The sequence below is a fragment of the Sphingomonas sp. M1A8_2b genome (assembly GCF_053345535.1).
Genome location: NZ_JBKFAH010000001.1, coordinates 504,454 through 529,325 on the forward strand (window position 1 = coordinate 504,454; position 24,872 = coordinate 529,325).

General features: G+C 66.8%; 20 protein-coding genes. 15 read left to right on the plus strand and 5 right to left on the minus strand.

Annotation, left to right across the window (positions count from 1 at the left end):
• Nucleotides 1-9: 9 nt before the first annotated feature.
• Nucleotides 10-1,656, minus strand: a complete 1,647-nt coding sequence (locus tag ACLBWL_RS02510; RefSeq protein ID WP_447789942.1) for a sulfotransferase — start codon at nt 1,654-1,656, stop codon at nt 10-12.
• Between the two features lie 79 nt (nt 1,657-1,735).
• Between ACLBWL_RS02510 and ACLBWL_RS02515 the strand changes: the two genes are divergently transcribed.
• Nucleotides 1,736-2,005: a hypothetical protein gene (locus ACLBWL_RS02515; protein WP_447789943.1), complete on the plus strand. Its 270-nt coding sequence runs from the start codon at nt 1,736-1,738 to the stop codon at nt 2,003-2,005.
• 53 nt (nt 2,006-2,058) lie between these two features.
• Here the strand turns inward: ACLBWL_RS02515 and ACLBWL_RS02520 are convergent, their stop codons facing one another.
• Entirely contained in the window at nt 2,059-3,159 is a 1,101-nt protein-coding gene (locus tag ACLBWL_RS02520) for a hypothetical protein (RefSeq protein WP_447789945.1), read from the minus strand.
• Nucleotides 3,160-3,198: 39 nt separating this feature from the next.
• Between ACLBWL_RS02520 and ACLBWL_RS02525 the strand changes: the two genes are divergently transcribed.
• Nucleotides 3,199-4,497: an aspartyl/asparaginyl beta-hydroxylase domain-containing protein gene (locus tag ACLBWL_RS02525; RefSeq protein ID WP_447789947.1), complete on the plus strand. Its 1,299-nt coding sequence runs from the start codon at nt 3,199-3,201 to the stop codon at nt 4,495-4,497.
• Nucleotides 4,498-4,532: 35 nt separating this feature from the next.
• On the opposite strand, the gene clpB is transcribed toward ACLBWL_RS02525, so the two are convergent.
• On the minus strand, nt 4,533-7,112 hold the full coding sequence (gene clpB, locus ACLBWL_RS02530) for an ATP-dependent chaperone ClpB (RefSeq protein ID WP_447789949.1): 2,580 nt from the start codon (nt 7,110-7,112) through the stop codon (nt 4,533-4,535).
• Nucleotides 7,113-7,292: 180 nt separating this feature from the next.
• Here clpB and ACLBWL_RS02535 point away from each other — a divergent pair, with 180 nt between their 5' ends.
• A complete protein-coding gene (locus tag ACLBWL_RS02535; protein WP_447789950.1) occupies nt 7,293-7,709 on the plus strand; it encodes an acyl-CoA thioesterase in 417 nt (138 codons plus the stop codon).
• A 149-nt stretch (nt 7,710-7,858) separates the two neighbouring features.
• Here the strand turns inward: ACLBWL_RS02535 and ACLBWL_RS02540 are convergent, their stop codons facing one another.
• Nucleotides 7,859-9,253 (minus strand): helix-turn-helix domain-containing protein, encoded by a 1,395-nt coding sequence (locus ACLBWL_RS02540; RefSeq protein WP_447789952.1) that lies wholly within the window; start codon nt 9,251-9,253, stop codon nt 7,859-7,861.
• A gap of 100 nt (nt 9,254-9,353) precedes the next feature.
• On the opposite strand from ACLBWL_RS02540, the gene ACLBWL_RS02545 reads away from it, so the two are divergent.
• The 11 genes from ACLBWL_RS02545 to ACLBWL_RS02595 all read left to right on the plus strand — a co-directional run bounded on the left by ACLBWL_RS02545 (nt 9,354) and on the right by ACLBWL_RS02595 (nt 22,274).
• A complete protein-coding gene (locus tag ACLBWL_RS02545; RefSeq protein ID WP_447789954.1) occupies nt 9,354-10,880 on the plus strand; it encodes an acyl-CoA carboxylase subunit beta in 1,527 nt (508 codons plus the stop codon).
• Between the two features lie 135 nt (nt 10,881-11,015).
• Nucleotides 11,016-11,546 carry a hypothetical protein gene (locus tag ACLBWL_RS02550; RefSeq protein WP_447789956.1) on the plus strand — a complete coding sequence of 177 codons (531 nt, stop codon included), beginning with the start codon at nt 11,016-11,018 and terminating at the stop codon, nt 11,544-11,546.
• Nucleotides 11,547-11,600: 54 nt separating this feature from the next.
• Nucleotides 11,601-11,909, plus strand: a complete 309-nt coding sequence (locus ACLBWL_RS02555; protein ID WP_447789957.1) for a hypothetical protein — start codon at nt 11,601-11,603, stop codon at nt 11,907-11,909.
• Nucleotides 11,906-12,127 carry a hypothetical protein gene (locus ACLBWL_RS02560; protein ID WP_447789959.1) on the plus strand — a complete coding sequence of 74 codons (222 nt, stop codon included), beginning with the start codon at nt 11,906-11,908 and terminating at the stop codon, nt 12,125-12,127. The genes ACLBWL_RS02555 and ACLBWL_RS02560 overlap by 4 nt, the downstream gene beginning before the upstream one ends.
• A 5-nt stretch (nt 12,128-12,132) precedes the next feature.
• On the plus strand, nt 12,133-12,555 hold the full coding sequence (mce, locus tag ACLBWL_RS02565; RefSeq protein ID WP_447791957.1) for a methylmalonyl-CoA epimerase: 423 nt from the start codon (nt 12,133-12,135) through the stop codon (nt 12,553-12,555).
• A 10-nt stretch (nt 12,556-12,565) separates the two neighbouring features.
• Nucleotides 12,566-13,351 carry an enoyl-CoA hydratase-related protein gene (locus tag ACLBWL_RS02570; RefSeq protein WP_447789961.1) on the plus strand — a complete coding sequence of 262 codons (786 nt, stop codon included), beginning with the start codon at nt 12,566-12,568 and terminating at the stop codon, nt 13,349-13,351.
• Between the two features lie 139 nt (nt 13,352-13,490).
• Nucleotides 13,491-15,770: a methylmalonyl-CoA mutase gene (gene scpA, locus ACLBWL_RS02575; RefSeq protein ID WP_447789963.1), complete on the plus strand. Its 2,280-nt coding sequence runs from the start codon at nt 13,491-13,493 to the stop codon at nt 15,768-15,770.
• Nucleotides 15,767-16,885 carry a biotin synthase BioB gene (bioB, locus tag ACLBWL_RS02580; RefSeq protein WP_447789965.1) on the plus strand — a complete coding sequence of 373 codons (1,119 nt, stop codon included), beginning with the start codon at nt 15,767-15,769 and terminating at the stop codon, nt 16,883-16,885. The genes scpA and bioB overlap by 4 nt, the downstream gene beginning before the upstream one ends.
• Before the next feature lie 80 nt (nt 16,886-16,965).
• Nucleotides 16,966-17,265: a lysozyme inhibitor LprI family protein gene (locus ACLBWL_RS02585; RefSeq protein ID WP_447791959.1), complete on the plus strand. Its 300-nt coding sequence runs from the start codon at nt 16,966-16,968 to the stop codon at nt 17,263-17,265.
• A complete protein-coding gene (locus ACLBWL_RS02590; RefSeq protein ID WP_447789967.1) occupies nt 17,265-19,364 on the plus strand; it encodes an ATP-binding protein in 2,100 nt (699 codons plus the stop codon). The genes ACLBWL_RS02585 and ACLBWL_RS02590 overlap by 1 nt, the downstream gene beginning before the upstream one ends.
• A 483-nt stretch (nt 19,365-19,847) precedes the next feature.
• Nucleotides 19,848-22,274, plus strand: a complete 2,427-nt coding sequence (locus ACLBWL_RS02595; protein WP_447789969.1) for a DUF3772 domain-containing protein — start codon at nt 19,848-19,850, stop codon at nt 22,272-22,274.
• Here ACLBWL_RS02595 and ACLBWL_RS02600 read toward each other — a convergent pair.
• Nucleotides 22,259-23,275 carry a spore coat protein U domain-containing protein gene (locus ACLBWL_RS02600; protein WP_447789971.1) on the minus strand — a complete coding sequence of 339 codons (1,017 nt, stop codon included), beginning with the start codon at nt 23,273-23,275 and terminating at the stop codon, nt 22,259-22,261. The genes ACLBWL_RS02595 and ACLBWL_RS02600 overlap by 16 nt on opposite strands.
• Nucleotides 23,276-23,472: 197 nt before the next feature.
• Between ACLBWL_RS02600 and ACLBWL_RS02605 the strand changes: the two genes are divergently transcribed.
• A complete protein-coding gene (locus ACLBWL_RS02605) occupies nt 23,473-24,795 on the plus strand; it encodes a sugar porter family MFS transporter (RefSeq protein ID WP_447789973.1) in 1,323 nt (440 codons plus the stop codon).
• Nucleotides 24,796-24,872 lie beyond the last annotated feature (77 nt).

Genomic DNA, 24,872 nt, shown 5'->3' on the forward strand with positions numbered 1-24,872 from the left:
CTTTTTTTGTCAGGGCTCGAACCCGAAACGCTCGACCCATGGCGCAAGGATCGGCAGCACCGGGGCCAGTTCATCGGCATAACGCCGCCATTGTCCGCGCCCGTCGAACAGTCCGCGCCGAACCTGCGTTGCGCTGGCGGTGCGCACGCCCCGGGTCTGCGCGGTGCGATCGAAGGTTCGGAAGTCCTCCGTCCAGGGCACACCGATGAAATCGGCGAGCGCGCGCACGGTCGGCTCGAAATCGGTGACCAGCCGGTCGTAGCGGACCTCGTGATAGGCGAGCGGCAGGGTCTCGCGACACAGCTCGGTCAGCCGCATCAACGCATCGTAATGGCGCGCGGTCTCCTCGAGGTCGCTGAACGCCCATGCGGCGGTGCTCGGCGTGAAATTGATCCGGTAGCAGCTCAGCACGATATCGCGCGGGTCGCGCCGCATGATCAGGATCCGCGCGTCGGGAAACAGCCGCGCGATGATCGGCAGCTTGATCCCGTTGAACGGGTTCATGTCGACGAACGTCTTGCCGCCGACATCGCCCGCCATCGTCGTCACGCGTCGCCAATACGCCGCGCGCAACGTCTCGAGCATGGCCGCATCGAGGGTGTCGAGCGCCGGCATCGTCCCGTCGTTGGCGACCAGAACCTCGTCCGTATCGACCAGCGTATCGCGCTCTTCCAACGCGACCACGCCCGGGGCGCTGGCCAGCACGTTCTCGACAAGGGTCGTGCCCGACCGGGGATAGCCGAGCAGAAAGACATGACGCGCGGCCGCACCGGGAACGTCGCTTCCCGCGACACCGCGCGATTGCACGCCGGCCTCGCGGACCTGCGCCGCGATCGTCTCGATAAAGCTGCGGTGCGATGGCCGGTCCGCGCGCGGCGACAGCGCCGCGCTGTAGATCGCCCGGAAGTTGCGCTGGGCGCGGCCATAGGATGCGAACGCCTCGCGCGTGCGATCCTGCCGGTCGAGCGCGTCGCCGAGCAGCGTAAACGCCCGCGTGCGGTCGTCGCCCTTGATCGTCGTCCTGAGCAGACCGGTCATCCGCGCCTCCGCGGACACCCCGTCGCGCGCTTCGATATCGATCGTCGCCATCGCACACAACGCGGTCGGTTCGTGGGGATCGATCGCCAGCGCGCGGTCGACAAGCCGCCGCCCGGTCGCCGCATCGCCGTCCTTGGCCGCGCCATCGGCTAGCTTGGCGAGCGCCGGTGCAAGCATCGGATCGAGCGCCAGCGCCTGTTCGTAGCTCGCACGGGCTTCTGCCCAGGATCGCAACGCGTCGAAGGCATAGCCGCGCTCGAGCCAGGTCGCGGCGTGGAGCGGCGCCGCGGACAGCGCCTGGTCGAGGACGGTCACCGCCTCGTCGAGCAGGCCTTCCTTGCGCAGCACCGCACCGATCGCCCCCAGGATCAGCGGATCGCCGGGCGACAGCGCGAGCGCCTGTCGCAGCAACCGGTGCGCGCCCGCATAATCGCCGGACTCCTCGCGCCGCCATGCGACCAGATTGAGGATCATCGGATCGGCATCGCCGCGGGCAAGCGCCTTTTCGGCCAGTTTTGCGGCTTGGGGGACGGCGTTGCGGGCCAGCGCACGCTCGATCTCGGCACGCAGCAACGGATCGCGCGCGTCACCCGATCGGCGGCTTCCAGTCTGTCGCATTTTTGGCCTTTTCGTTTCGCCGTCTCTTCTGTCACAAGTCTTTGGGGGCACCGGCCCGGTCTATGCAAGGGACTCGACCATGACGCGTTTCATCCTCGCCGCGGCGTTGATCCTGCCGTTCGCCACGAGCGCGGTGGCCGGGCCCGAGCAGAAATATGCCGGCGAGAAGGCCGCCGATCCCGCCGACAAGATGATCTGCAAGAAGTTCCTTGAGACCGGTTCGCTGGTCCGGGGCTACCGCGTGTGCAAGACGAAGGTCGAATGGCAGCGCGAACGCGATCTGATCCGACAGACCACCGGGGGAAGCCAGGGCTGCAAGAATGCGTCGATGGGCGAACCCTGCGGCTGACCGGGGGTGCCGGCGCGCTCGACCGGTTCAATCGCTTTCAACCCCTCCCGTGATCATGACAACGCACCCGGCGGCGTGATCGCGACGCCGGCGGTGGTGGCGACGGCCTGAGCCCAGGCCAGCACCTTGTCGATCTCGTCGGCGTGCGTGTCGGCGGCATCGCGGTGTTCCTGCACGCGGTCCGCCAGCCCGAAATCCGCTTCGAGCTTCGAATGCCGGGTAAAGGCCGGGCCTCTGACGATCGCGGCGAGGCCCGCATCGTCCAACGGCAGTCCGAACAGGCTCGACAGGGCGCGCATGGCGGTCGCCGGATTTCGCGTCAGCGTCTCGCTGTCGAGCGTCCGGACGCGCTCCGTCCCGAACTGTGCGACGATGCGCGCGAACAATGCCTGCTGCGCCAGCCAGCCGACCGCGGCGACCTGAAGATCGGTCAGCCCCAGATAATCGCGCGGCGCAAAGCCGAGATCGACCAGCTTGTCGTCGAGCAGCCCGAGCAGCAGCACGCGCACCCACAGCCGCCCGTCGATGCCCTTCTTGGCGATCGATCCGAGATACGTTCGCAATGGAGCGTACAGTAGCAGCGCGCGCGCATCGGGACGCAGCGCGAGGATCGGCGCCGCCAGCGCGTTGATCGCGTTTGACGGCTTCACGATCACCGCTTCGCCCGGTGCGAACGGACGTGCCAACAGGGTCAGCACATCGTCGAGCACGCGCGCCATGTCCGGCCCCTTGTCGCCGCGACGCCGCCAGCCGATCAGGTCGTTGAGGATCGTCGGCTCCTTCAGCCCCATCGCCCAGCCCGGCCGATCGAACGCGCGCGCGATCAGCGTCGAGCAGCAGAAGGCGGAGTGGAAAACGAAGTGGATCGGTGCCGCCGGCGGCGCGGCCGCGATGATCGCCCGGCGTGGCAGAATTAACGGTTCCAGATTGGCGGGCAGGTGGTCCTTCGTCAGGAAAATCGACGTCCGGTGCACGGCGCGGGGGACCGGCAGAAGATGCACGGCATCCTGGACGGGGTCATAGCGGTGCGCCAGCCATTCGGCATCGTGCGCGGTCGTCGCTACCGCTGCTGCGAGCGTTGGAAACGGTGGGGATGTTGGGCTGACCATATAGCGCAACTGCGCGACGAAACGGTCGCTTGTCCACCCGTGCAATCGCGGTAAGCTCGGGCTCGACTGGGGGCAGGGGCGGGCATGAATCAGATCGGGGACCGTAGGGAGATCGAGACCCTTCTCGGTGCGGCTAGGCAGGCGCAACGAGCAGGCAATGCCGGTGAGGCGGCGCGGTTGTGTCGCCTCGTATTGGCGACGGCGGGCGACCATCCGCTCGCGCTCAACATATTGGGGCGACAGGCGCTGGCAAGCGACGCGCCGGTCGACGCCGCCGCGCTGTTTCGCCGGGCGATCGCAGCCGATCCGCTCGCGCCCGAACTGCACATGAACCTGGCAACCGCGCTGCGGGACATCGGCGACGACGCCGGCGAACAGGCAGCGCTGGAGGGAGCGCTCGGGATCGACCAGCGACATTTCATGGCGCTTGTGCGGCTCGCGGAACTGTTCGAGCGACGCGGCCAGAACGATCGTGCGGCGGAACGCTGGAGCGGTGTGCTGGCGATGTCGGTGCTGCTCGACGAGCGCAGCCCGGCAATCGATGCGATGCTGGCGCACGCGCATGTCTTCGTCGCGCGCCAGCAAGCCGCGTTCGCGGCTGCGGTCGACACCGGTCTTGCAAAAGTACGCGATACGATTGCCCCCGGCGATCGGCGGCGGGTCGACGGATGCATCGATCACCTGCTCGGGCGGCGACAGATCTACGCGAACGTCTGCTCCGGCCTGCACGTCCCGTTCCTGCCCGCCGACGAGTTTTTCGATCGCGCACACTTCCCGTGGCTGGCGCAGATCGAGGCCAGCACCGACGTGATCCGTGGTGAGTTGGCGGCGCTGCTCGCGGCCGATGCGCCGGGAATCCAGCCCTATGTGTCGATGGAACCGGGGACACCCGAGAACAAATGGTCGGCGCTCGACAACCGGCTCGATTGGGGCGCCTTTCATCTGTGGAAGAACGGCGTGCGCGACGATGCGGCCTGCGCGCGTTGTCCCCAGACCGCCGCGGCGATCGAGGCGCTGCCGCTCGCCGACCTGCCCGGTCGCGCGCCATCGGTGTTCTTCTCGCTGCTGAAGCCCGGCACGCACCTGCCCGCGCATACCGGCGTCAGCAACGTCCGTGCGATCATTCATCTGCCGCTGATCGTGCCCGAGCATTGCGGTTTTCGCGTTGGCGGCGAAACCCGCGAGTGGCGGGTCGGCGAGGCGTGGGCATTCGACGACACGATCGAACACGAGGCGTGGAACCGCTCCGATCGGCTCCGCGCAATCCTGATCTTCGACGTCTGGAACCCGTATCTTACCGAACCGGAGCGCGACCTGCTGCGCGCGTTCTTCCCGGTGGCGGACGCGAACGGCTATGATCTCCGCGCGCAGATCGGCGACTGAGCGGGAGCGGCGCCGACGACGCCGCTCCCGCTACCTCAAGCGACGGCCAGAACCAGCTTGCCGTCACCCTCGTCGATCCTGACGGTCGAGCCGTCCTTGACCTCGCCGCGCAAAATCATGTCGGCGAGCGGGTCCTGCAGATAGCGCTGGACCGCGCGCTTCAGCGGCCGCGCGCCGTACACCGGATCATAGCCGACACGTCCGAGCCATGCTCTCGCGGCGTCCGTCAGGTCGAGGACGATCTTGCGATCGGCTAGCAGCTTGTCGACGCGGGATACCTGGATGTCGACGATCGGCGCCATGTGCGACTGGCCGAGGCGGTGGAACAGGATCACCTCGTCGAGCCGGTTGAGGAACTCGGGCCGGAAGTGCGACCGGACGATCTCCATCACCTGCGGCTCGACCGAGGACACGTCGTCGCCCTCTGCCATGTTCGCCAGATACTGGCTGCCGAGGTTGCTTGTCAGGATGATCAGCGTGTTGCTGAAATCCACCGTGCGTCCCTGGCCGTCGGTCAGCCGGCCGTCGTCGAGCACCTGCAACAGCACGTTGAACACGTCGCCATGCGCCTTCTCGACCTCGTCGAACAGGATGACCTGGTACGGCCGCCGCCGAACGGCTTCAGTCAGCACGCCGCCTTCCTCATAACCGACATAGCCCGGAGGCGCGCCGATCAGCCGCGCGACCGCGTGCTTCTCCATGAACTCGCTCATGTCGATGCGGACCATCGCGCTCGGGTCGTCGAACAGGAACTCGGCGAGCGCCTTGGTCAGCTCGGTCTTGCCGACGCCGGTCGGTCCGAGGAACAGGAACGAGCCCAGCGGCCGGTTCGGATCCTGCAACCCAGCGCGCGCGCGCCGCACCGCGGTCGAGACCGCCTTCACCGCATGCGCCTGACCGATCACGCGCTTGCCGATCGTCGCTTCCATCGCGAGCAGCTTGTCGCGCTCGCCCTGCAGCATCCGCTCGACCGGGATGCCGGTCCAGCGACTGACGACACCGGCGATGTCGTCCGCGGTGACTTCCTCGCGCAGCATCGCGCCCTTGGTCGCACCCGCCGCCTCGTCGAGCTGGCGCTGCAACCCCGGAATCGTGCCGTAGGAAAGCTCGCCCGCCTTGGCGAGATCGCCCGACCGCTGCGCCTGCTCCAGCTCGAGCCGCGCGGCATCGAGCTGTTCCTTGACCCGCGCCTCGGCGTTGATCTTGTCCTTCTCGCCTTTCCAGCGCGTCGTCAGCTCGGCGGATTGCTCCTCCAGGTTGACGAGTTCGCCCTCCAGCGTGTCGAGCCGGTCGACCGACGCGTCGTCGGTTTCGCGCTTCAACGCCTCGCGTTCGATCTTGAGCTGGATGATCCGCCGGTCGAGATTCTCGATCGCCTCGGGCTTCGACTCGACCTCCATGCGGATCCGCGACGCCGCCTCGTCCATCAGGTCGATCGCCTTATCCGGGAGGAAGCGGTCGGTGATGTAGCGGTTCGACAGCGTCGAGGCGGCGACGATCGCGCCGTCGGTGATCCGCACGCCGTGATGCAGCTCGTATTTCTCCTTCAGTCCGCGCAGGATCGAGATCGTGTCCTCGACGGTCGGTTCGCCGACCATGACGGGCTGGAACCGCCGCTGCAACGCGGGGTCCTTCTCGACATACTTGCGGTATTCGTCGAGCGTGGTCGCGCCGACGCAGTGGAGTTCGCCACGCGCCAACGCTGGCTTGAGCAGATTGCCCGCATCCATCGCGCCCTCGGATTTGCCCGCGCCGATCAGCTGGTGCATCTCGTCGATGAACAGGATGATGTCGCCCTCGGCGGCCTTCACCTCGTCGAGCACACCCTTCAGCCGCTCCTCGAACTCGCCGCGATATTTGGCACCGGCGATCAGCGAGCCGAGGTCGAGCGACATCAGCCGGCGATCCTTCAGCGTATCGGGCACGTCGCCATTGGCGATACGAAGGGCCAGCCCTTCGGCGATCGCAGTCTTGCCGACGCCGGGTTCGCCGATCAGCGCGGGGTTGTTCTTGGTGCGGCGCGCGAGGATCTGGATGGTGCGACGGATCTCCTCGTCGCGACCGATCACCGGGTCGAGCTTGCCGTCACGCGCTGCCTGGGTGAGATCGCGCGCGAACTTCTTGAGCGCATCATAGCGATCCTCGGCGCCCGCGGTGTCGGCGGTGCGGCCCTGACGCAGACCGTTGATCGCGGTGTTGAGCCCCTCGGGCGTCACGCCGCCGGCCTTCAAGGCCTTGCCCGCGGCGGTGTTGAGCGACAGCGCAAGCGCGACCAGCAGCCGCTCGACGGTGACGAAGCTGTCGCCCGCCTTGCTCGCGATCTGCTCGGCCTGATCGAGTACGCGCACCGCGTCGTTGTCGATCCCCGGCGTGGTCTGCGCGCCCGATCCCGACACGACCGGGATCTTCGCGAGCGCGAGATCGGTTTCCGAGGTCGCGCGCTTGGCGTCGCCGCCCGCGGCTGCGATCAGCCCGGCGGCCATGCCCTGCTCGTCTTCCAGCAGCGCCTTCAGCAGATGCTCGGGCGCGATCCGCTGATGGTTCATGCGGATCGCGACGGTCTGCGCGGATTGCAGGAAGCCCTTCGCGCGGTCGGTGAATTTGTCGATGTTCATGACGAATTCCTGTGGGATTGATTCGGTATTGGCCGAAAGATGGTGTTGTATTATGGCAACACAAGAGGCGAGGCTGACCACATGCTAGGCGCCGCGCGATGCGGCCGGAATAGCGTTTATTGTCGGTATCTAAGCCTCGCCGTCATCGCTATGTTCAGGTCCGCATGCTATATGTCGCACGTGACGACAGCGATTCCCCATACCTACGCCATCGGCATCGAGCCGGACGACATCGACTTCATGGGTCATGTCAACAATGCGAACTATCTGAAGTGGGTTCAGGCCGCCGTGATCGACCATTGGCAGCGCCTCGCGCCGGCCGAGGCGGTCGCCGGGCATCTGTGGGTCGCGTTGAAACACGAGATCACGTATCGGAAACCGGCGTTCCTGAACGACGACGTGATCGCGACGGTGCTGCTCGAGAAGGTCCAGGGCGCCCGCGCGTTCTACGAGACGATCATCAAGCGCGGCGAGGACGTACTGGCCGAGGTGAAGTCGAGCTGGTGCTGCCTGGATGCGGAGACGCTCCGGCCATCGCGGCTGACGAACAGCGTCGTGGAGCATTTCTTCCCGAAGGACCCGGCGGCGGCGACCTGATTGAGGCGGCCATCCCGGCTGACTTACCACCCCCGGCGGAGGCCGGGGCCCAATTGGAACGTCGGACGTAACGGCTCGCGGTCCCTCGTTATTGTCGTCCCCCAATTGGGCCCCGGCCTTCGCCGGGGTGGTGCATTGGGTGTAGCGAGTCACAGCACCTCGTACGGCACCGCCCCGCGCCGGTCCGGATCGACCCGGATCCCGCTCGCCGCCGGTGGAAACGCCCGCTGGTCGCAGTCCGTCCGCAGACAAACGCGACACGAAGACCCAATCGGCGTCGCAATCCCCCCGGTCCCCAGCGCATCCGCATAGATGAACTCCGACGCGTTCTCCTCTTCGCACCCGAGCGCCACCGCATAGCGCCGCGCCGGTCGCGTGTACGTCTCGGACGGCTTTACCAGACCCTTCGCCATCGAGACGTAGCGGATGCCGTCGGTCGTCTCGATCAGCTGCGTTAGGATGCGGTCCGGGATCGCGACCGCCTCGTGGACGATCCACAACGGACACGCTCCCCCGAACCGCGCGAACTGAAGTCGCGTCGCCGAGTGCCGCTTGGTGATGTTCCCCGCCATGTCGACGCGGCAAAAGAAGAACGGAATGCCCAGCGCGCCCGGTCGCTGCAACGTCGAGAGCCGATGACACGTCTGCTCGAAACTCGTCCCGAAAATCCGCCGCAGCCGGTCGATGTCGTGCCGCACACTCCGCGCCTCGGTGCGGAAACGCGTATAGGGCATGACGATCGCCCCCGCCGCATAGTTGGTCAGCCCCGCGGTCAGCAGCGCGCGCGCCGTTTCCGACGCCATCTCTGAGGCCGCGACGATCCCGCCAATGACGTCGCCGAACTCGTGCCGCGCGACCTGGTGCGCGAGCGAGAACAAGGTGGTTTCGCCGGGCTGCGAGCCATCGAGTCGCAGAGTCGCACCGTCATAATCGCGCAAAGGAGCCGCCAGCGCGCCCGAGATCGCGACCGACACGCCGCGCGTCGCCAGCCGAGCCTCCAACGCCGCGATGCGGTCCGCCCCCAGCGTCTCGCCGATCTCCTCCGCACGCCGGTCGAGCGTATCGACATAATTGCCGGCCGCGTGAAACCAGTCGCGCACGTCCTCCCACGGCAGCAACCCCGGCGCCCCAGATCCCGCCACCAGCCGGTCGTCGAGCGCGCGCAACTGCTCCTGCGCGCGGCGATACGCGTCGTGCATCGCGACCAGCCGCTGTGCCAGCAACGGCTGGTGCTTCACCGCACGCCGCACCGCGGTCTCGTCGAGTGCGGGCGCCTCGACGCTCGTGTCCGACACCGCCTCCAGCGTCGCGATCAGCAACGCGGTATCGTCCGCCGCGTCGATGCTCCCCCAATCCGCCGGAAACTCGCGCGCGAGCGTGATCAGCACACCCTCCGTCACCGGCCGATCGCCATTCTCGATCTGCGACAAATAGCTCACCGACAGGCCGATCCGCGCCGCCATCGCCGCCTGGCTGATCCCAAGGACGCGGCGCAGGTCGCGCAGGCGGTGTCCGACGAAGAGGCGACGTGCGGGAAGAGTCATGCCTCCACCTAGTTTGCAAACATGCTCTGTACAACTTTGCAACATTGCATTTGCGCGAAGCCTCCCGCTCTGTGAAGACCAGCAACAGGACGGAGAGACGATGTCATCGACGATCGAAGAGCTTGAACGCCGCCGCGAAGCCGCAAGAGTCGGCGGAGGCCTTAAGCGGATCGGAGCGCAGCACGCCAAGGGTAAGCTCACCGCGAGGGAGCGCCTTGACGTGCTGCTGGACGAGGGTTCGTTCGAGGAGCTCGACATGTATGTCGAGCACAATTGCGTCGATTTCGGCATGCAGGACCAGGTGATCCCCGGCGACGGCGTGGTCACCGGATCGGGCACGATCAACGGCCGCCTCGTCTTCGTCTTCAGCCAGGATTTCACCGTGTTCGGCGGTTCCTTGAGCGAACGTCACGCGCAGAAGATCTGCAAGGTGATGGACAGCGCGATGAAGGTCGGTGCGCCGATCATCGGCCTCAACGACAGCGGTGGCGCGCGCATCCAGGAGGGGGTTGCCTCGCTCGGCGGCTATGCCGAAGTATTCCAGCGCAACGCGCTCGCCTCAGGCGTCGTGCCGCAGCTCTCGCTGATCATGGGGCCCTGTGCCGGCGGCGCGGTCTATTCCCCGGCGATGACCGACTTCATCTTCATGGTGAAGGATTCGAGCTACATGTTCGTCACCGGCCCCGACGTGGTCAAGACGGTGACCAACGAGGTCGTAACGCAGGAGGCGCTCGGCGGCGCGGTGACGCACACCACCAAGACGTCGGTCGCCGACAACGCGTTCGAGAACGACATCGAAGCGTTGTTGGCCGCCCGCGACTTCTTCGATTTCCTCCCATCGTCCAATCGCGAAGGCGTGCCCGAGCGGCCAACCGCGGACGAATGGGACCGGATCGAGGAGAGCCTCGACACGCTGATCCCGGCGTCGGCGAACCAGCCCTACGACATGCACGAGCTGATCCGGAAGACCGTCGACGAGGGCGATTTCTTCGAGACGCAGCCGGCGCATGCGGCCAATATCATCACCGGTTTCGGCCGTATCGAAGGCCGCACGGTCGGCTTCGTCGCGAACCAGCCGATGGTGCTCGCGGGCGTGCTCGACATCAACAGCTCGAAGAAGGCAGCTCGGTTCGTGCGCTTCTGCGACGCGTTCGAGATCCCGATCGTGACGTTCGTCGACGTCCCCGGCTTCCTGCCCGGCACCGCGCAGGAGCATAACGGCATCATCAAGCACGGCGCGAAACTGCTGTTCGCCTATGCCGAGGCGACCGTGCCCAAGATCACCGTCATCACGCGCAAAGCCTATGGCGGCGCATACGACGTGATGGCCTCGAAGCACCTGCGCGGCGACCTCAACTATGCGTGGCCGACCGCCGAGATCGCGGTGATGGGCGCGAAGGGCGCGGTCGAGATCATCTTCCGCGGCAAGACGCCCGAAGAGATCGCCGAGCGCACCGCGGAATACGAGGCGCGCTTCGCCAACCCGTTCGTCGCCGCGTCGAAGGGCTTCATCGACGAGGTGATCCAGCCGCACTCGACCCGCCGCCGCATCGCGCTCGGCCTACGGAAGCTCCGCGGCAAGGCGCTGGAGAATCCGTGGAAGAAGCATGATAACATCCCGCTGTGACCCGGTACGTCACGTGGACCAGTCCTTGACGCATCGACTCGGCGAACGCCGGGGAATCGGGTCGCAGGGGACGGGCTTGCGGATTGAGGTCCCAGCCTCTGCTGGGGTAATGACGTCTACGGGGACGGAGGTTTGATGCTCGCGTTTCTCCTGCTCCTGCAAGCCGCTTCGCCCACGCCCACGCCCACGCCCACGCCCACGCCAACCTGGAAGCTGGCCGACCGCACCAATCCTGCGGGCGTGCGCAGCATCTCCGCTTCGGTGACCGGTAACGACGGCCTCTCGCGCTTCGTCGTGAAGTGCGACGTCGCGTCCGAGCCGATCGTGTCGATCCAGTTCATCCAGCCGCAGCCGCTCGGGTCGGGCGCCGACAAGCCGGTTGCGGTGCGCTTCGATGGCGGCCCCGCATTCACCTATAACTGGCAGTTCCCGGGCACAGGTACGTACATCGCCGATCCCGCCGCGATCACCAAGCTGACCAGTTTTCTAGTGAAATCGAAGACGGTGCGGGTCGAGACGACCAACGGCGCCAACTTCGCGGTGCAGGCAAACTTCGTCGCGCCGACCGGGGATGCGATGATCCGGCAGGTGCTCGGCATCTGTGGCTACACACTCGGCGTCGTCCCGCCGGTGCTGGCCAAGCCCGCCGCGGAGCCAGCGGAATGACGCGTTGTATCGCGATCGTCCGCACATTATCATGTCATGATAAGGAGTCGTGACATGCAGACTGAACGCGTGACGTTTTTGACCTCGCCCGATCACAAGGCAGCGCTTGATGCCTTTGCTGCCAGCAATGGTAAATCCGTCGGCCATGTCCTCCGGGAAGCTTCGACGCGATATCTCGCGGCAGAGGATCGCGCCGACGGGGAGGATGAGAAGGCGTTTGCGCTGATCCTGCCGGAGATCGAGGCGATGCTGCCGCAATGGCATGCGAAGATCGATTCGATGGAACAGTCGATCGACCGCGCGCTGGAAGCGATCGATCGTGCGGTGGCGGGCGATCCAGTCCCGATGAGCCACGCCGCATGAGTGCGACCGAAAAGGCGTTCGGCGTCATCAAGGCGTTGCTGACGTATCAGGAGCGGCTCGATGGGCTCGACGCGAAACTCACGGGGCTGAGTGCCGGATTGGCACGGCTTGCCGACAGCCACGTCGCCTTGCGCGAGCGTGTCAGCCGCATCGAAGGGTTGATCGAAGGCGCCGCAATGGCCCGCCGTGCGCCCGACAGCCCGAGGATCGAAGGATGACCGCCATGCTGGGCCGCCTCAATCATGTCGGGGTCGCGACTCCGTCGATTGCGAAGTCGGTCGAGACGTATCGCATGCTTCTCGGCGCGACAGCGATCGGTGAGCCTTTCGACCTGCCTGCGCAGGGCGTGAAAGTGTGCTTCATCGATGCGCCGAATACGCAGATCGAGCTGATCGAGCCGTATGACGAGAGTTCGCCGATCGCCGGCTTCCTGCGCAAGAACCCGGCGGGCGGGCAGCATCATGTCTGTTTCGAAGTCGCCGACATCTCCGCCGCCGTTGCCGACCTGAAGGCGAAGGGCGCGACCGTGCTGGGCGAACCGCGGATCGGGGCGCATGGCACGCCGATCGTGTTCGTGCACCCGAAGGATTTCGGCGGCATGTTGGTCGAGTTGATGGAGACGCCGGGCGATACCGGCGCGCACTAGGAGAGATCTGATGGCCGCGTACGAGCATATCCTGAGCGAACGGCGCTGCGACGTGCTGGTGCTGACGCTCAACCGGCCCGACCGGCTGAACGCCGCGCCACCGGCGATGTTCGAGGAATTGCGCGCGGCGCTGGGCGAGTTGGACGAGGCGCGGGCGGTGCTGATCGCGGGCGCGGGGCGCGCGTTCTGTTCGGGGGCGGATGTCGGCGGCGGGGCGCTTGGTTCGGACAATCCGGGCGAGGCGACGTTCGCGGCGCTGACCGGCAGCTATAACCCGACGATGACGGCGATCGCCGATCTGTCGGTGCCGGTGGTGAGCGCAGTGCGCGGGCCGGCGGCGGGGATCGGGTGCAGTCTCGCGCTCGCTGCCGATTTCTGCGTCGCGAGTGAGACCGCGTATTTTCTCCAGGCGTTCGTGAACATCGGGCTGGTGCCGGACGGCGGCGCGTCGTGGATGCTGCCGCGGCTGATCGGCAAGGCGCGGGCAACCGAGATGATGATGCTTGGCGAGCGTGTGCCGGCGGCGAAGGCGCTCGACTGGGGGATGGTCCACAAGGTCGTTGCGGACGACGCACTCGACGCGGAGGCGTTCGCGCTGGCCGAGCGGCTGGCGGCGATGCCGACGGTGGCGCTGGGGTTGATGCGGCGGGCGGTCACTGCGGCGTACGAGACCGATTACGCGACTGCGATGGAGGCGGAAGCGGCGAACCAGCGCGACGCGCGGGGCTCGGCGGACTCGATGGAAGGCGGTCGTGCGTTCCTCGAAAAGCGCAAGCCGGTGTTCACGGGGCGATGACCGTGCGGCCGAATGCCTCAAACACCACCCCGGCGAAGGCCGGGGCCCAATTGGGCAACGCCCCATTGGCTGGTGCTGCGCTCAATTACTTCGACCTTTCCAATTGGGCCCCGGCCTCCGCCGGGGTGGTGTTCTTCGCATGACCGACAAGCCCGAATCCGCCCCCACGCTCGCAGACTGGCAGGCGCTCGCCGCCAAGGAAGTAAAGGGCGCCGACCTTACCTGGCCGACCCCCGAAGGCATCGACGTCAAGCCGCTCTACACCGCGGCCGACGTCACCACCGACCCCGGCCTCCCAGGTTTCGCGCCCTTTACCCGCGGCGTCCGCGCGTCGATGTACGCCGGCCGCCCCTGGACGATCCGCCAGTACGCGGGCTTCTCCACCGCCGAAGCCTCCAACGCGTTCTACCGCCGCAATCTCGCCGCCGGTCAGAAGGGCCTGAGCGTAGCGTTCGATCTCGCGACACACCGCGGCTATGATTCCGACCATCCCCGCGTCACCGGCGACGTCGGCAAGGCAGGCGTCGCGATCGACTCGGTCGAGGACATGAAGATCCTCTTCGACGGCATCCCGCTCGACAAGATGTCGGTCAGCATGACGATGAACGGCGCGGTGATCCCGATCCTCGCCTTCTTCATCGTCGCGGGCGAGGAGCAGGGCGTCGACCGGAAACTGCTCGACGGGACCATCCAGAACGACATCCTCAAGGAGTTCATGGTCCGCAACACCTACATCTACCCGCCCGAGCCGAGCATGCGGATCATCTCGGACATCTTCGGCTACACCAGCCGCGAGATGCCCAAGTTCAACAGCATTTCGATCAGCGGCTATCACATGCAGGAGGCGGGGGCGACGCAGCTCCACGAGCTCGCCTTCACGATCGCCGACGGCATGGAATATGTGAAATACGGCGTCGCGAGCGGTCTCGACATCGACAAGTTCGCCGGGCGTCTGAGCTTCTTCTTCGCGATCGGCATGAACTTCTTCATGGAGATCGCCAAGCTCCGCGCCGCCCGCGTCCTCTGGCATCGCGCGATGACGCAGCTCGGTGCGCAGGACGAGCGCTCGAAGATGCTCCGCACGCATTGCCAGACCTCGGGCGTCTCGCTTACCGAGCAGGACCCGTACAACAACGTCATGCGCACGACGATCGAGGCGATGGCGGCGATGCTCGGCGGCACGCAGGCGCTCCACACCAACGCGCTCGACGAGGCGATCGCGCTGCCGACCGACTTCTCCGCGCGCATTGCCCGCAACACGCAGATCGTGATCCAGGAAGAGACGGGGATGACCAAGGTCGTCGATCCCTTGGGCGGCAGCTATTATATCGAGAGCCTGACGCAGAGCCTCGTCGACGGCGCGTGGGCGCTGATCGAGCGGATCCAGTCCGAGGGCGGCATGGCGAAGGCGGTCGCGGCAGGCTGGCCCAAGGCGATGATCGAGGAAGCCGCGGCTGGGCGACAGGCAAGAGTCGATCGCGGCGAGGACGTCATCGTCGGCGTCAACAAGTACAAGCTCGCCGAACAGGACGCGATCGAGATCCTCGACGTGGACAATGTCGCGGTGCGCGCGGGCCAGATCGAACGCATTGCGCGGGTTAAGGCCACGCGCGACGAAGCCGCATGCCAAGCCACCCTGGATGCCCTCCGCGAAGGCGCGCGACGCGGAAACCCTCCCCCGGCGGGGGAGGTGGCATCGCGCAGCGATGACGGAGGGGTTGCGCCCCATCGAGAGGGCGATACCCCTCCGTCAGTCGCCAGCGCGACTGCCACCTCCCCTTCCAGGGGAGGGTCGGAAACTAACCTTCTCGCGCTCGCGGTCGACTGCGCCCGCGCCCGAGCCACGCTCGGCGAAATCTCCTCCGCGATGGAGGACGTGTTCGGCCGCTACGGCACGCAACCGACCCCCGTCTCCGGCATCTACGGCGGCGCCTACGAGGACGACGCACGCTGGACTCGCCTCACCGACGGCGTCGAGGCCACCGAACGCCGGCTGGGCCGCAAACCCCGCATGCTCGTCGCCAAGATGGGCCAGGACGGCCATGACCGAGGCGCCAACCTCGTCTCGTCGATGTTCGGCGACCTGGGCTTCGAGATCGTCCCCGGCCCGCTGTTCCAGACCCCCGCCGAAGCCGCCGCGCTCGCGCTCGAAAACGACGTCGACATCGTCGGTGCCTCGTCGCTCGCCGCCGGCCACAAGACGCTGATCCCCGAGCTGATCGGCTATCTCCGCGAGGCGGGCCGCGCGGATATCAAGGTGATCGCGGGTGGCGTTATCCCCGCACAGGACTATCAGGCGCTGCGCGATGCCGGGGTCCAGGCGATCTTCGGCCCCGGCACCAACCTGATCCAGGCCGCCGAGGACGTGTTGAAACTCCTCGGCCACAACATGGCCCCGCAAGAGGAAGCCGCAGAATGACGACCGAAACTCTAGATCTTCTCCCCTCCCGCCTGCGGGAGGGGTCGGGGGAGGGCAGTGCCGCAGACACTGCCGCCGCCGCTTCTGGACAGCCCCTCCCCCGACCCCTCCCGCCGGCGGGAGGGGAGTCTAGAACCGACTGGACCCGCCCGGAAATCGCCGCGCTGTTCGATCTCCCGTTCGACGAACTGATGTTCCGCGCGCAGACCGTCCACCGCGCGCATCACGCGATCGGCGAGGTCCAGCTCTGCACGCTGCTCTCGATCAAGACCGGCGGCTGCCCCGAGGATTGTGGCTATTGCTCGCAGTCCGCATCGTCCGACTCCGGCCTGAAGGCGGAAAAGCTGATGGACGTCGACGCCGTCCTCGCCGACGCCGCGCAGGCGAAAGCCGCCGGATCGCAGCGTTTCTGCATGGGCGCCGCCTGGCGCAACCCGAAGCCGCGCGACATGCCGAAGGTCGTCGCGATGGTCGAAGGCGTCCGCGCGATGGGGCTCGAGACGTGCATGACGCTCGGCATGCTCGACGCGGACCAGGCCAAGCAGCTCGCCGACGCGGGCCTCGATTACTATAACCACAACATCGACACCTCGCCCGAGAATTACGGCAACGTCATCACCACGCGCACCTTCGGCGATCGGCTCGAGACGCTGGCGAACGTGCGCGATGCGGGGATCTCGGTCTGCTGCGGCGGGATCGTTGGGATGGGCGAGACGCGCGCCGATCGCGTCGGTTTCGTCCACGCGCTCGCCACCTTGCCGCGCCACCCGGAGAGCGTGCCGGTCAACGCGCTGGTCCCGGTCAAGGGCACCGTGCTCGGCAACATGCTCGCCGACACGCCGCTCGCCAAGATCGACGATATCGAGTTCGTCCGGACGGTCGCCGTCGCGCGGATCACGATGCCGCTGAGCATGGTGCGGCTGTCGGCGGGGCGCGAAAGCATGTCGGAGGCGACTCAGGCGCTCTGCTTCATGGCCGGCGCGAACTCGATCTTCACCGGCGACAAGCTGCTAACGACCGGCAACGCCGGCGACAGCGCGGATGCGACGCTGCTGGCGAAGTTGGGGATGAAGCCGATGCTCGGTGAAGAGCCGATGCGAGTCGCGGCGGAGTGATAGGGATCGTTGCGATCGTTCTGGCGCAGGTCGGGGGAATGCCTCCCAACACGTGTGCGAACCCGATCGATCAATCGACGATGACGCGGTGCGCGTACGAGGGTTACAAAAGGGCCGATGCGCAAATGAATGCGCGCTGGCGCAAAGCTTTGGCCCGACGGCGTTACCTCGATAAATCCAATCCCATGCCAGGCGTTACGACCTCCGAAGCGGGGCTGATCGCGGCTCAGCGCGCCTGGAGCGCGTATCGCGATACGCAATGCGTCGCGGAAGGTCAGGCAATGAGAGGCGGATCCCTTGAACCGATGATCGAGGGCCAGTGTCTTGCACGCCTCACCCGCGAACGGACCGCATATTTAAAGCGAGTGGAAGACGAGTGATGTTCAAGAAGATCCTGGTCGCCAATCGCGGCGAGATCGCGTGTCGGGTCATGCGGACCGCCAAGGCGATGGGCATCAAGACCGTCGCGGTCTATTCCGACGCCGACGCGCGCGCGCCGCACGTGCTGATGGCCGACGAGAGCGTGCGGCTCGGGCCGGCACCTGCCGCGGAGAGCTATCTCAAGGCCGAGCTGATATTGCTGGCCGCCAAGGAAACCGGCGCGGACTGCATCCATCCGGGCTACGGCTTCCTCTCCGAACGCGAGAGCTTCGCGCTGGCGTGCGCCGAGGCCGGGATCGCGTTCGTCGGCCCGCCCCCCAACGCGATCGCCGCGATGGGCGACAAGATCGAATCGAAGAAGCTCGCCAAGGCCGCGGGCGTCAACGTCGTGCCGGGCTATCTCGGCGAGATCGACAGCACCGACCACGCGGTCGAGATCGCCTCGGGCATCGGCTATCCGGTGATGATGAAGGCGTCGGCCGGCGGCGGCGGCAAGGGCATGCGGCTCGCCTACAGCGAACAGGACGTCCGCGAAGGCTTCGAGGCGACCAAGCGCGAGGGACTTGCCAGCTTCGGCGACGACCGCGTGTTCATCGAGAAGTTCATCGAATCGCCCCGCCATATCGAGATCCAGCTGATCGGCGACCAGCACGGTAACATCGTCTATCTCAACGAGCGCGAATGCTCGATCCAGCGGCGGCATCAGAAGGTCGTCGAGGAGGCGCCATCGCCGTTCGTGACGCCCAAGATGCGCAAGGCGATGGGGGAGCAGGCGGTCGCTTTGGCGCAGGCTGTGGGCTATTATTCGGCGGGGACGGTCGAGCTGATCGTGTCGGGCGCGGACACGACGGGGGAGGGGTTCTACTTCCTCGAGATGAACACCCGTCTGCAGGTCGAGCATCCGGTGACGGAAGAGATCACCGGGCTGGACCTGGTCGAACTGATGATCCGTGTTGCCGCCGGGGAGCCGCTCGGATTTACGCAGGACGAGGTGAAGCTGAGCGGCTGGTCGATCGAGAACCGGGTGTACGCGGAGGACCCGTATCGCGGGTTCCTGCCGTCGATCGGTCGGCTGGTGCGCTACAATCCGCCGGAGCAATCCCCCTCCCGCTTGCGGGAGGGGTCAGGGGAGAGCGTGACATACACCCCGGCCACGACCCCGCTGGGTGAGCCCCTCCCCCGACCCCTCCCGCAAGCGGAAGGGGAGCCTAGGGTCCGCGTCGACGACGGCGTGCGCGAGGGCGGCGAGGTCAGCATGTTCTACGACCCGATGATCGCCAAGCTTATCACCTGGGCCCCGACCCGCGACGATGCGATCGCCGCGCAGATCGCCGCACTCGACGCATTCGAACTCGAAGGCCCGGGCAACAACATCGATTTCCTCTCGGCGATCATGCAGCACCCGCGCTTCCAGTCGGGCGCGCTGACCACCGGCTTCATCGCCGAGGAATATCCCGAGGGCTTTCACGGCGCGCCCGCCGACGCAGAACTCCTCAAGACGCTCGCCGCAGTCGCCGCCTTCGCCGCCACGGCCGAAGCCGACCGCGCCCGCCGCATCGACGGCCAGCTTGGCAAGCGCCTCCGCCCGCCCGCCGACTGGTCGGTGACGATCGACAAGATCGACCATGCGGTCACCGTCTCGACCGACGGCATCGCGGTCGACGGCGAGGACTTGGACCTCTCGCTCGAATACACGCCGGGCGACCGGATGGTGGTCGCGGACGGTCACGGCGCGGACGGCGACGAACATCTCACGATCCGCATTGCCAAGGCCCGCGCCGGCTTCAAGCTCACGACGCGCGGCGCGAGCCACGTAGCCCGCGTCCTCCCCGCCCGCGTCGCGCCGTACACCGCGCACCTGATCGAGAAGGTCGCGCCCGATCTGTCGAAGTTCCTGATCTGCCCGATGCCGGGGCTGCTGGTGCGGCTCGACGTCGCGGCGGGCGACAGGGTCGAGGCGGGGCAACCGCTCGCGGTGGTCGAGGCGATGAAGATGGAGAACATCCTGCGCGCCGAGAAGACGGGGACGGTCAAGTCGGTTGCGGCGAAGACGGGGGACAGTCTCGCGGTGGATCAGGTGATCCTCGAGCTGGACTAAGCGGGCGTTCGGTTCGATCCCAACTGCCGTCCCGCCTCGTCATGGCTGACTCGTTCCGGCATCCACCGTTCCGCACGTCCGATAGAGCTGAGTATGCGGACCGGTGGGCCCCGGCCTCCGCCAGGGTGACGGAAAGGGGGAGGGCGTGCGTTCCTCGTCGCGACTGGACGGAAACGGACCCGCGCTTCTGTTTCCCCGCGAAGGCGGGGACCCAGTCTGGGCTCCCGCCTTCCCGGGAGAACAAGGGTGTACAGGTGACGGCTGTGTTCTCGGGACGTGTCCCCACAGAAACACCACCCCGGCGAAGGCCGGGGCCCAATTGGAAAGGTGGGTGTAACGGCATACCGACCTAGATTACGACCGTCCGCCAATTGGGCCCCAGCCTTCGCCGGGGTGGTTTGTAGGGGTGGAACGGCAGGCATCCCAATCCTGCGATTCCGCCACCCCTCCCGTTTTCCCTCCCATCGCGGTACAGCCGCGCGGATGACACTCCTTCGCTACCTCCTCGCGCTCCTCCTGCTCGTCGCCGCGCTCCCCGCCACCGCGCAGGACGAGCCCAAGGTCGCGACCGTCGCCGCCAGCCTCACCAAGGCCTCGGCCGAGCTCCAGGCGATCGACGACGCCACTCCCGCGGCGCGCGACGACAAGGCGCGGCAGGCGTTGCGGGATCGCGCGCAGGCGGTGCAGACCATCGCCGCCGACGCCGTCCGCACGCTCACGCCAGAGATGGCGCTGGTCCAGGCCCGCGTCACCGAACTCGGCACCGCGACCCCCGGCGTGGTCGAGGCGCCCGAGATCCGCCAGCAGCGCCGGCTCCTCGCGCAGAGCCAGTCGGCGATCGATTCTGCGATCAAGCGCGCCAAGCTGATCGGGATCGAGGCGAAGCAGCAGATCGACGACATCGGTGCGGCCGAGGCGGAGGAACTTGGTCAGCAATTGTCCGAAAACACCGGCTCGCCGCTGTCGCCGACCCTCTGGGCAGCGATCGTGGACCATTTTCCGCGTGACTCCGCGCGCCTGAAGCGGTTCGCACAGACCGAAGCGCGGCAGGCGTCCCAGCGGTTCAACGGGCGCGCCGCAAACGGCGTCCTGATCGGCGTGCTGGTTGCGCTCTTCCTACTCGTGCCGCTCCAGCGCTGGCTGCACGGCGTTGGGCGGCGCTACGCCACCAACCATGCGCCGGGTGGGCGCTTGCGGCGCTCAGCCTACGCGTTCTGGTTGGTCGTGATCGGCACCGCGCTGCCCGGTTTCGCGGCATGGGCGATCGTCGCGTCGCTGCGCTGGGGCGGGCTCGTCTCGCCCGCCTGGAGTCGGTTCGGCGCGATCTTCGTCGGAATATCCTTCTTTGCCGCGTTCGTGTCATCGCTCGGCGGCGCGCTGCTGTTGCGCAACCAATCGACTTGGCGACTGCTGCCGATCGGCGATGCCGCCGCGCAGGCGCTCAGGCCCTATACCTGGATGGCGGCGGCGCTGATCTTTTTCGGCCAGCTGCTGATCGCGACCAACCTGCTGATCGGCGTCAGCGCACCGGCTTCGAGTGCGGCCAACGCCGCCGTCGCGCTGCTGCACATCGTCCTGCTCGGCGCGATCCTCGTCACGCTCGGCCGGCTGCGCGCCGCGGCGCTGCCCGATCCCACCAAGCCCGCACGCAACACGCTGCTTGCGATCGTCGCCACGCTCGTCTGGCTGGTGCTGGTCGTCGCGCTCGGCGCCGGGCTGCTCGGCTACGTCAATTTCGCGCTGAAGGTCGCGACGTGGCTGGTTTGGGGCACGATCGTCGGCGCGACGCTGTACCTGATGATGACCTTCACCGACGATGCGTGCCGAACGCTGTTGTCGAGCGGCAATCGGCTCGGGCGTTCGGCGAACAGCGGATTCGGGGTCGACAACAAGACGGTCGACCAGATCGGCGTGCTGCTGTCGGCGGTGCTGCGGCTGTTGCTGATCCTGCTCGCGGTCGGCGCGGTGATGGCGCCGTTCGGGGCCGGGGTAGGGTCCGCATTCGAGCTGTTCGGCACCGTCGCGAACGGCATCACCGTCGGGCAGGTGACGATCTCGCCGGGCGCGGTGCTGCGCTCGCTGGTCGTGCTGTTCATCGCGCTGGCGATCATGCGCGGGCTCCAGCACTGGCTGGTGAACAGCTACCTCCCGACCACCGCGATGGACGCCGGGGCGCAGAATTCGGTGACGATGGTCGCGCGCTATGCCGGGATCATCGCCGCGGTGCTGTGGTCGCTCGGCGCGCTCGGCATCGGCATGGAAAAGCTCGCGGTCGTGCTCGGCGCGCTGTCGGTCGGGATCGGCTTCGGCCTCCAGGCGATCACGCAGAATTTCGTCTCGGGGCTGATCCTGCTCGCCGAACGCCCGGTGAAGATCGGCGATCTCGTCCGGATCGGCAACATGGAGGGCGACGTGAAGCGCATCAATGTCCGCTCGACCGAGATCCAGGTCGCGGATCGCTCGACGCTGATCGTGCCGAACTCGGAGCTGATCACTAAGACCATCCAGAACATGACGCTGGCCGCGCCGATCGGTCGCGTCCAGCTGCAGTTCTCGGTGCCGCTTGAGGAGGATCTGGATGCGGTGCGGACCATGTTGTTCGCGGCGTTCGCCGAAAAGCACGAGGTGCTCGACGAGCCCGAGTCCAAGGTGTTCATCGATTCGATCGACGCCGGTCGCGCCAAGTTCAACTGCTTCGCCTATGTCGCCAGCCCGCGCGATGCGTATCCGGTGCGCAGCGAATTGCTGTTCACGCTGCTCCGCCAGTTCCGCGAGGCGGGGATCGAAGTCGGCACGACCGCAACCAGGATGGAACTGGTCGGCGCGCTACCGTCGGTGGCGGGGGCCGACCCCGCGGCACAGGATCCCGACGAGGGCGGCGGTCAGACCGCTACTCAGAACAGGGAGTAGGGCAACGACACGCTGAAGCTCGATCCCGCGGCCATCGTGCCCCGGGGACGGACGCGGACATTGGTGACCGCCTTGGGCGTGGTGGTCGGATCATAGGTCCAGCTGGTGCCGCCATTCGCCGAGAAATCGACATCGTCGGTGGTGCTCGCGGGCGCGCTGTAGGTGACTCCGAGGGTCGACGCTGGAGAGCCCTCGGCCGTCTGGACGAAGGTGGTCGTCGCGGTGCCGTCACCATCGAGCGCCACGGCGCCACGGTTCGGCGTCGGCAGCACGACCGCGAGCGAATTGGCGTCGATCGCCACGATGTCGGGGTTGGTGAGGGTGATCGTCGTCCGCTGCTTGCTGCCGGGGATCGCCCGCGGGTTGCTGGTCGTCGATTGGGGGTCCCAGGTCGTTCGGGTGATGATCGACACAGTGAACGGCTTGGCCGAAACGATCATCGTCACCGCGACATTGGCGACGGGGATCGTTGTCGGACTGGCGTCGAGATTGCCGACACATGCCCCCAACACACCAAGCAGATCGCAGAATCGCCATTCCCAGGCGATCTTGAAGCTGCCCTTGTAGGTGCCGGGCGCAACCGCGGCGGTCGACGATGGGCGGACATAGACCTTCACGTTGCGCGCCGATCCGCCGAGCAGCCCGAGCAGATTGACGAGCGTACCGTTCATGTAGACGAACGGTGTTCCCGCGGTGAACGGGTTCGCGCCCGCGCTATCCGCGGCGATGACGTATTTCGCGGTGACCGTATCGAGCGGGTTGGTCGAGGTCAGCTTGAACCCGTCCGCGCTCGTGACGGTCGCGCGCAAGAAGTTGCCGGCCAGCACCGAGATCGTCGTGCCGGGGCAATCGAAGCCCGCCGGCACCGCGCCATAGGGTGGCGCACCGCCGAGCAGCGCGTTGGGCGAAAAAGTGCCGAGCGCGGTCGAGGCGGGATCGGCGACCGTGCAGGCTGCCCATGCCGACGACGGCATCGCGAATGCCGCTGTGGCGATCAGCATCCTGGTGAACCCGGTCCTCAATGTCGCGCCCTTTCCGTACGGTACGGGACGGGGCTAGGCCGGCATTCGTTAACGCGTTTTGAAAAACCTGAAACGGGTGTTTTCACCTGCCGAAACGACCGGCATCGGCCTTGCGGTGGGCGTCGAACTGTTCGAAACGGGGGCATGACGAACGCTCCCACCGGATACCGCCGCGCATGAGCGCTCACGCCGCCCCGCTCCGACCGCATACTGTCCTGATCGCCAGCGTCGCCACCGCCGCACTCGCCGGGCTGTTGTTCGGGTTCGACACCGCGGTCATCGCCGGCGTCACCGGCGCGCTGAAGGCGAAGTTCGCGCTCAGCGAGGCATGGCTCGGTTTCACCGTGTCGTCCGCGTTGTGGGGGACGTTGATCGGCGCGTTGTTCGTCGGCACGCTCGGCGATCGCTACGGCAGCCGCAACGTGCTGCGGATGCTCGCGCTCCTCTACGTCGTCACCGCGCTGGGCTGCGCGCTGGCGTGGGACTGGTACAGCTTCATCGGCTTCCGCTTCGTCATCGGCATCGCGATCGGTGGCTCGTCGGTGTTGGCGCCCGCCTATATCGCCGAGCTTGCACCCCCTGCGCAGCGCGGGAAAATGGTCGGCGGGTTCCAGTTCGCGGTGATCCTCGGCATCCTGCTCGCCTATGTCTCTAACGCGGTGATTGGTGCGCTCGACCTCGGCGAGCCCGAATGGCGCTGGAAGCTCGGGATCGTCGCGCTGCCGTCGCTGGTGTTTCTCGCGTTGCTGTTCCGCATCCCCAACTCGCCGCGCTGGCTGCTGACCAAGGGGCGCGATGCGGAGGCGAGGGACGTGCTCGCGACGATCGGCATGAGCCCCGACGTCGCGCGTGCCGAACTCGATGCACCCAAGGGCGATGGGCGCCTGTCGTGGACGCGCCACCGCAAGCCGATCACGCTCGCCTTCCTGGTGGCGATGTTCAACCAGTTCAGCGGCATCAACGCGTTCCTCTATTACCTCAACGACATCTTCAAGGCGTCGGGCGGCAGCCTATCGCCCGACCTCCAGGCGGTGATGATCGGGGTCGCCAACATGGTGTTCACGCTGCTCGGGATGCTGCTGATCGACCGGATCGGCCGCCGCACGCTGCTGCTCTGGGGCTCGGCCGGGATGACCGCGGCGCTGACCGTCGGCGGGCTGGCGCTGCTTGGCGTACTGCCGAGCTGGCTGCTGCTGCCGTCGCTGATCGTGTTCATCATGTTCTTCGCGCCCGGCTCGGGCGCGGTGATCTGGGTTTATATCTCCGAGGTGTTCCCGCAGAACGTCCGTGCGCGCGGGTCGAGCATCGGCTCGTCGAGCCATTGGGGCTGGAACGCGGTGATCGCGCAGGCCTTCCCGATCGCCGCGGCTTGGTCCGCGGGCGTGCCGTTCCTGGTGTTCGCGGCGATGATGGCGGTGCAGTTCGTCACGGTGTTGGTCTATTTCCCCGAGACGAAGGGCGTCGCGCTCGAAGACATGGACGCACACTTGGCGCGCTAACCCGGCACAATCCTGCGACAATTTGCGGCTAGGCGCAGCATTTCGATCAATCGGTCGATCGAAGGGATGTGACGGGT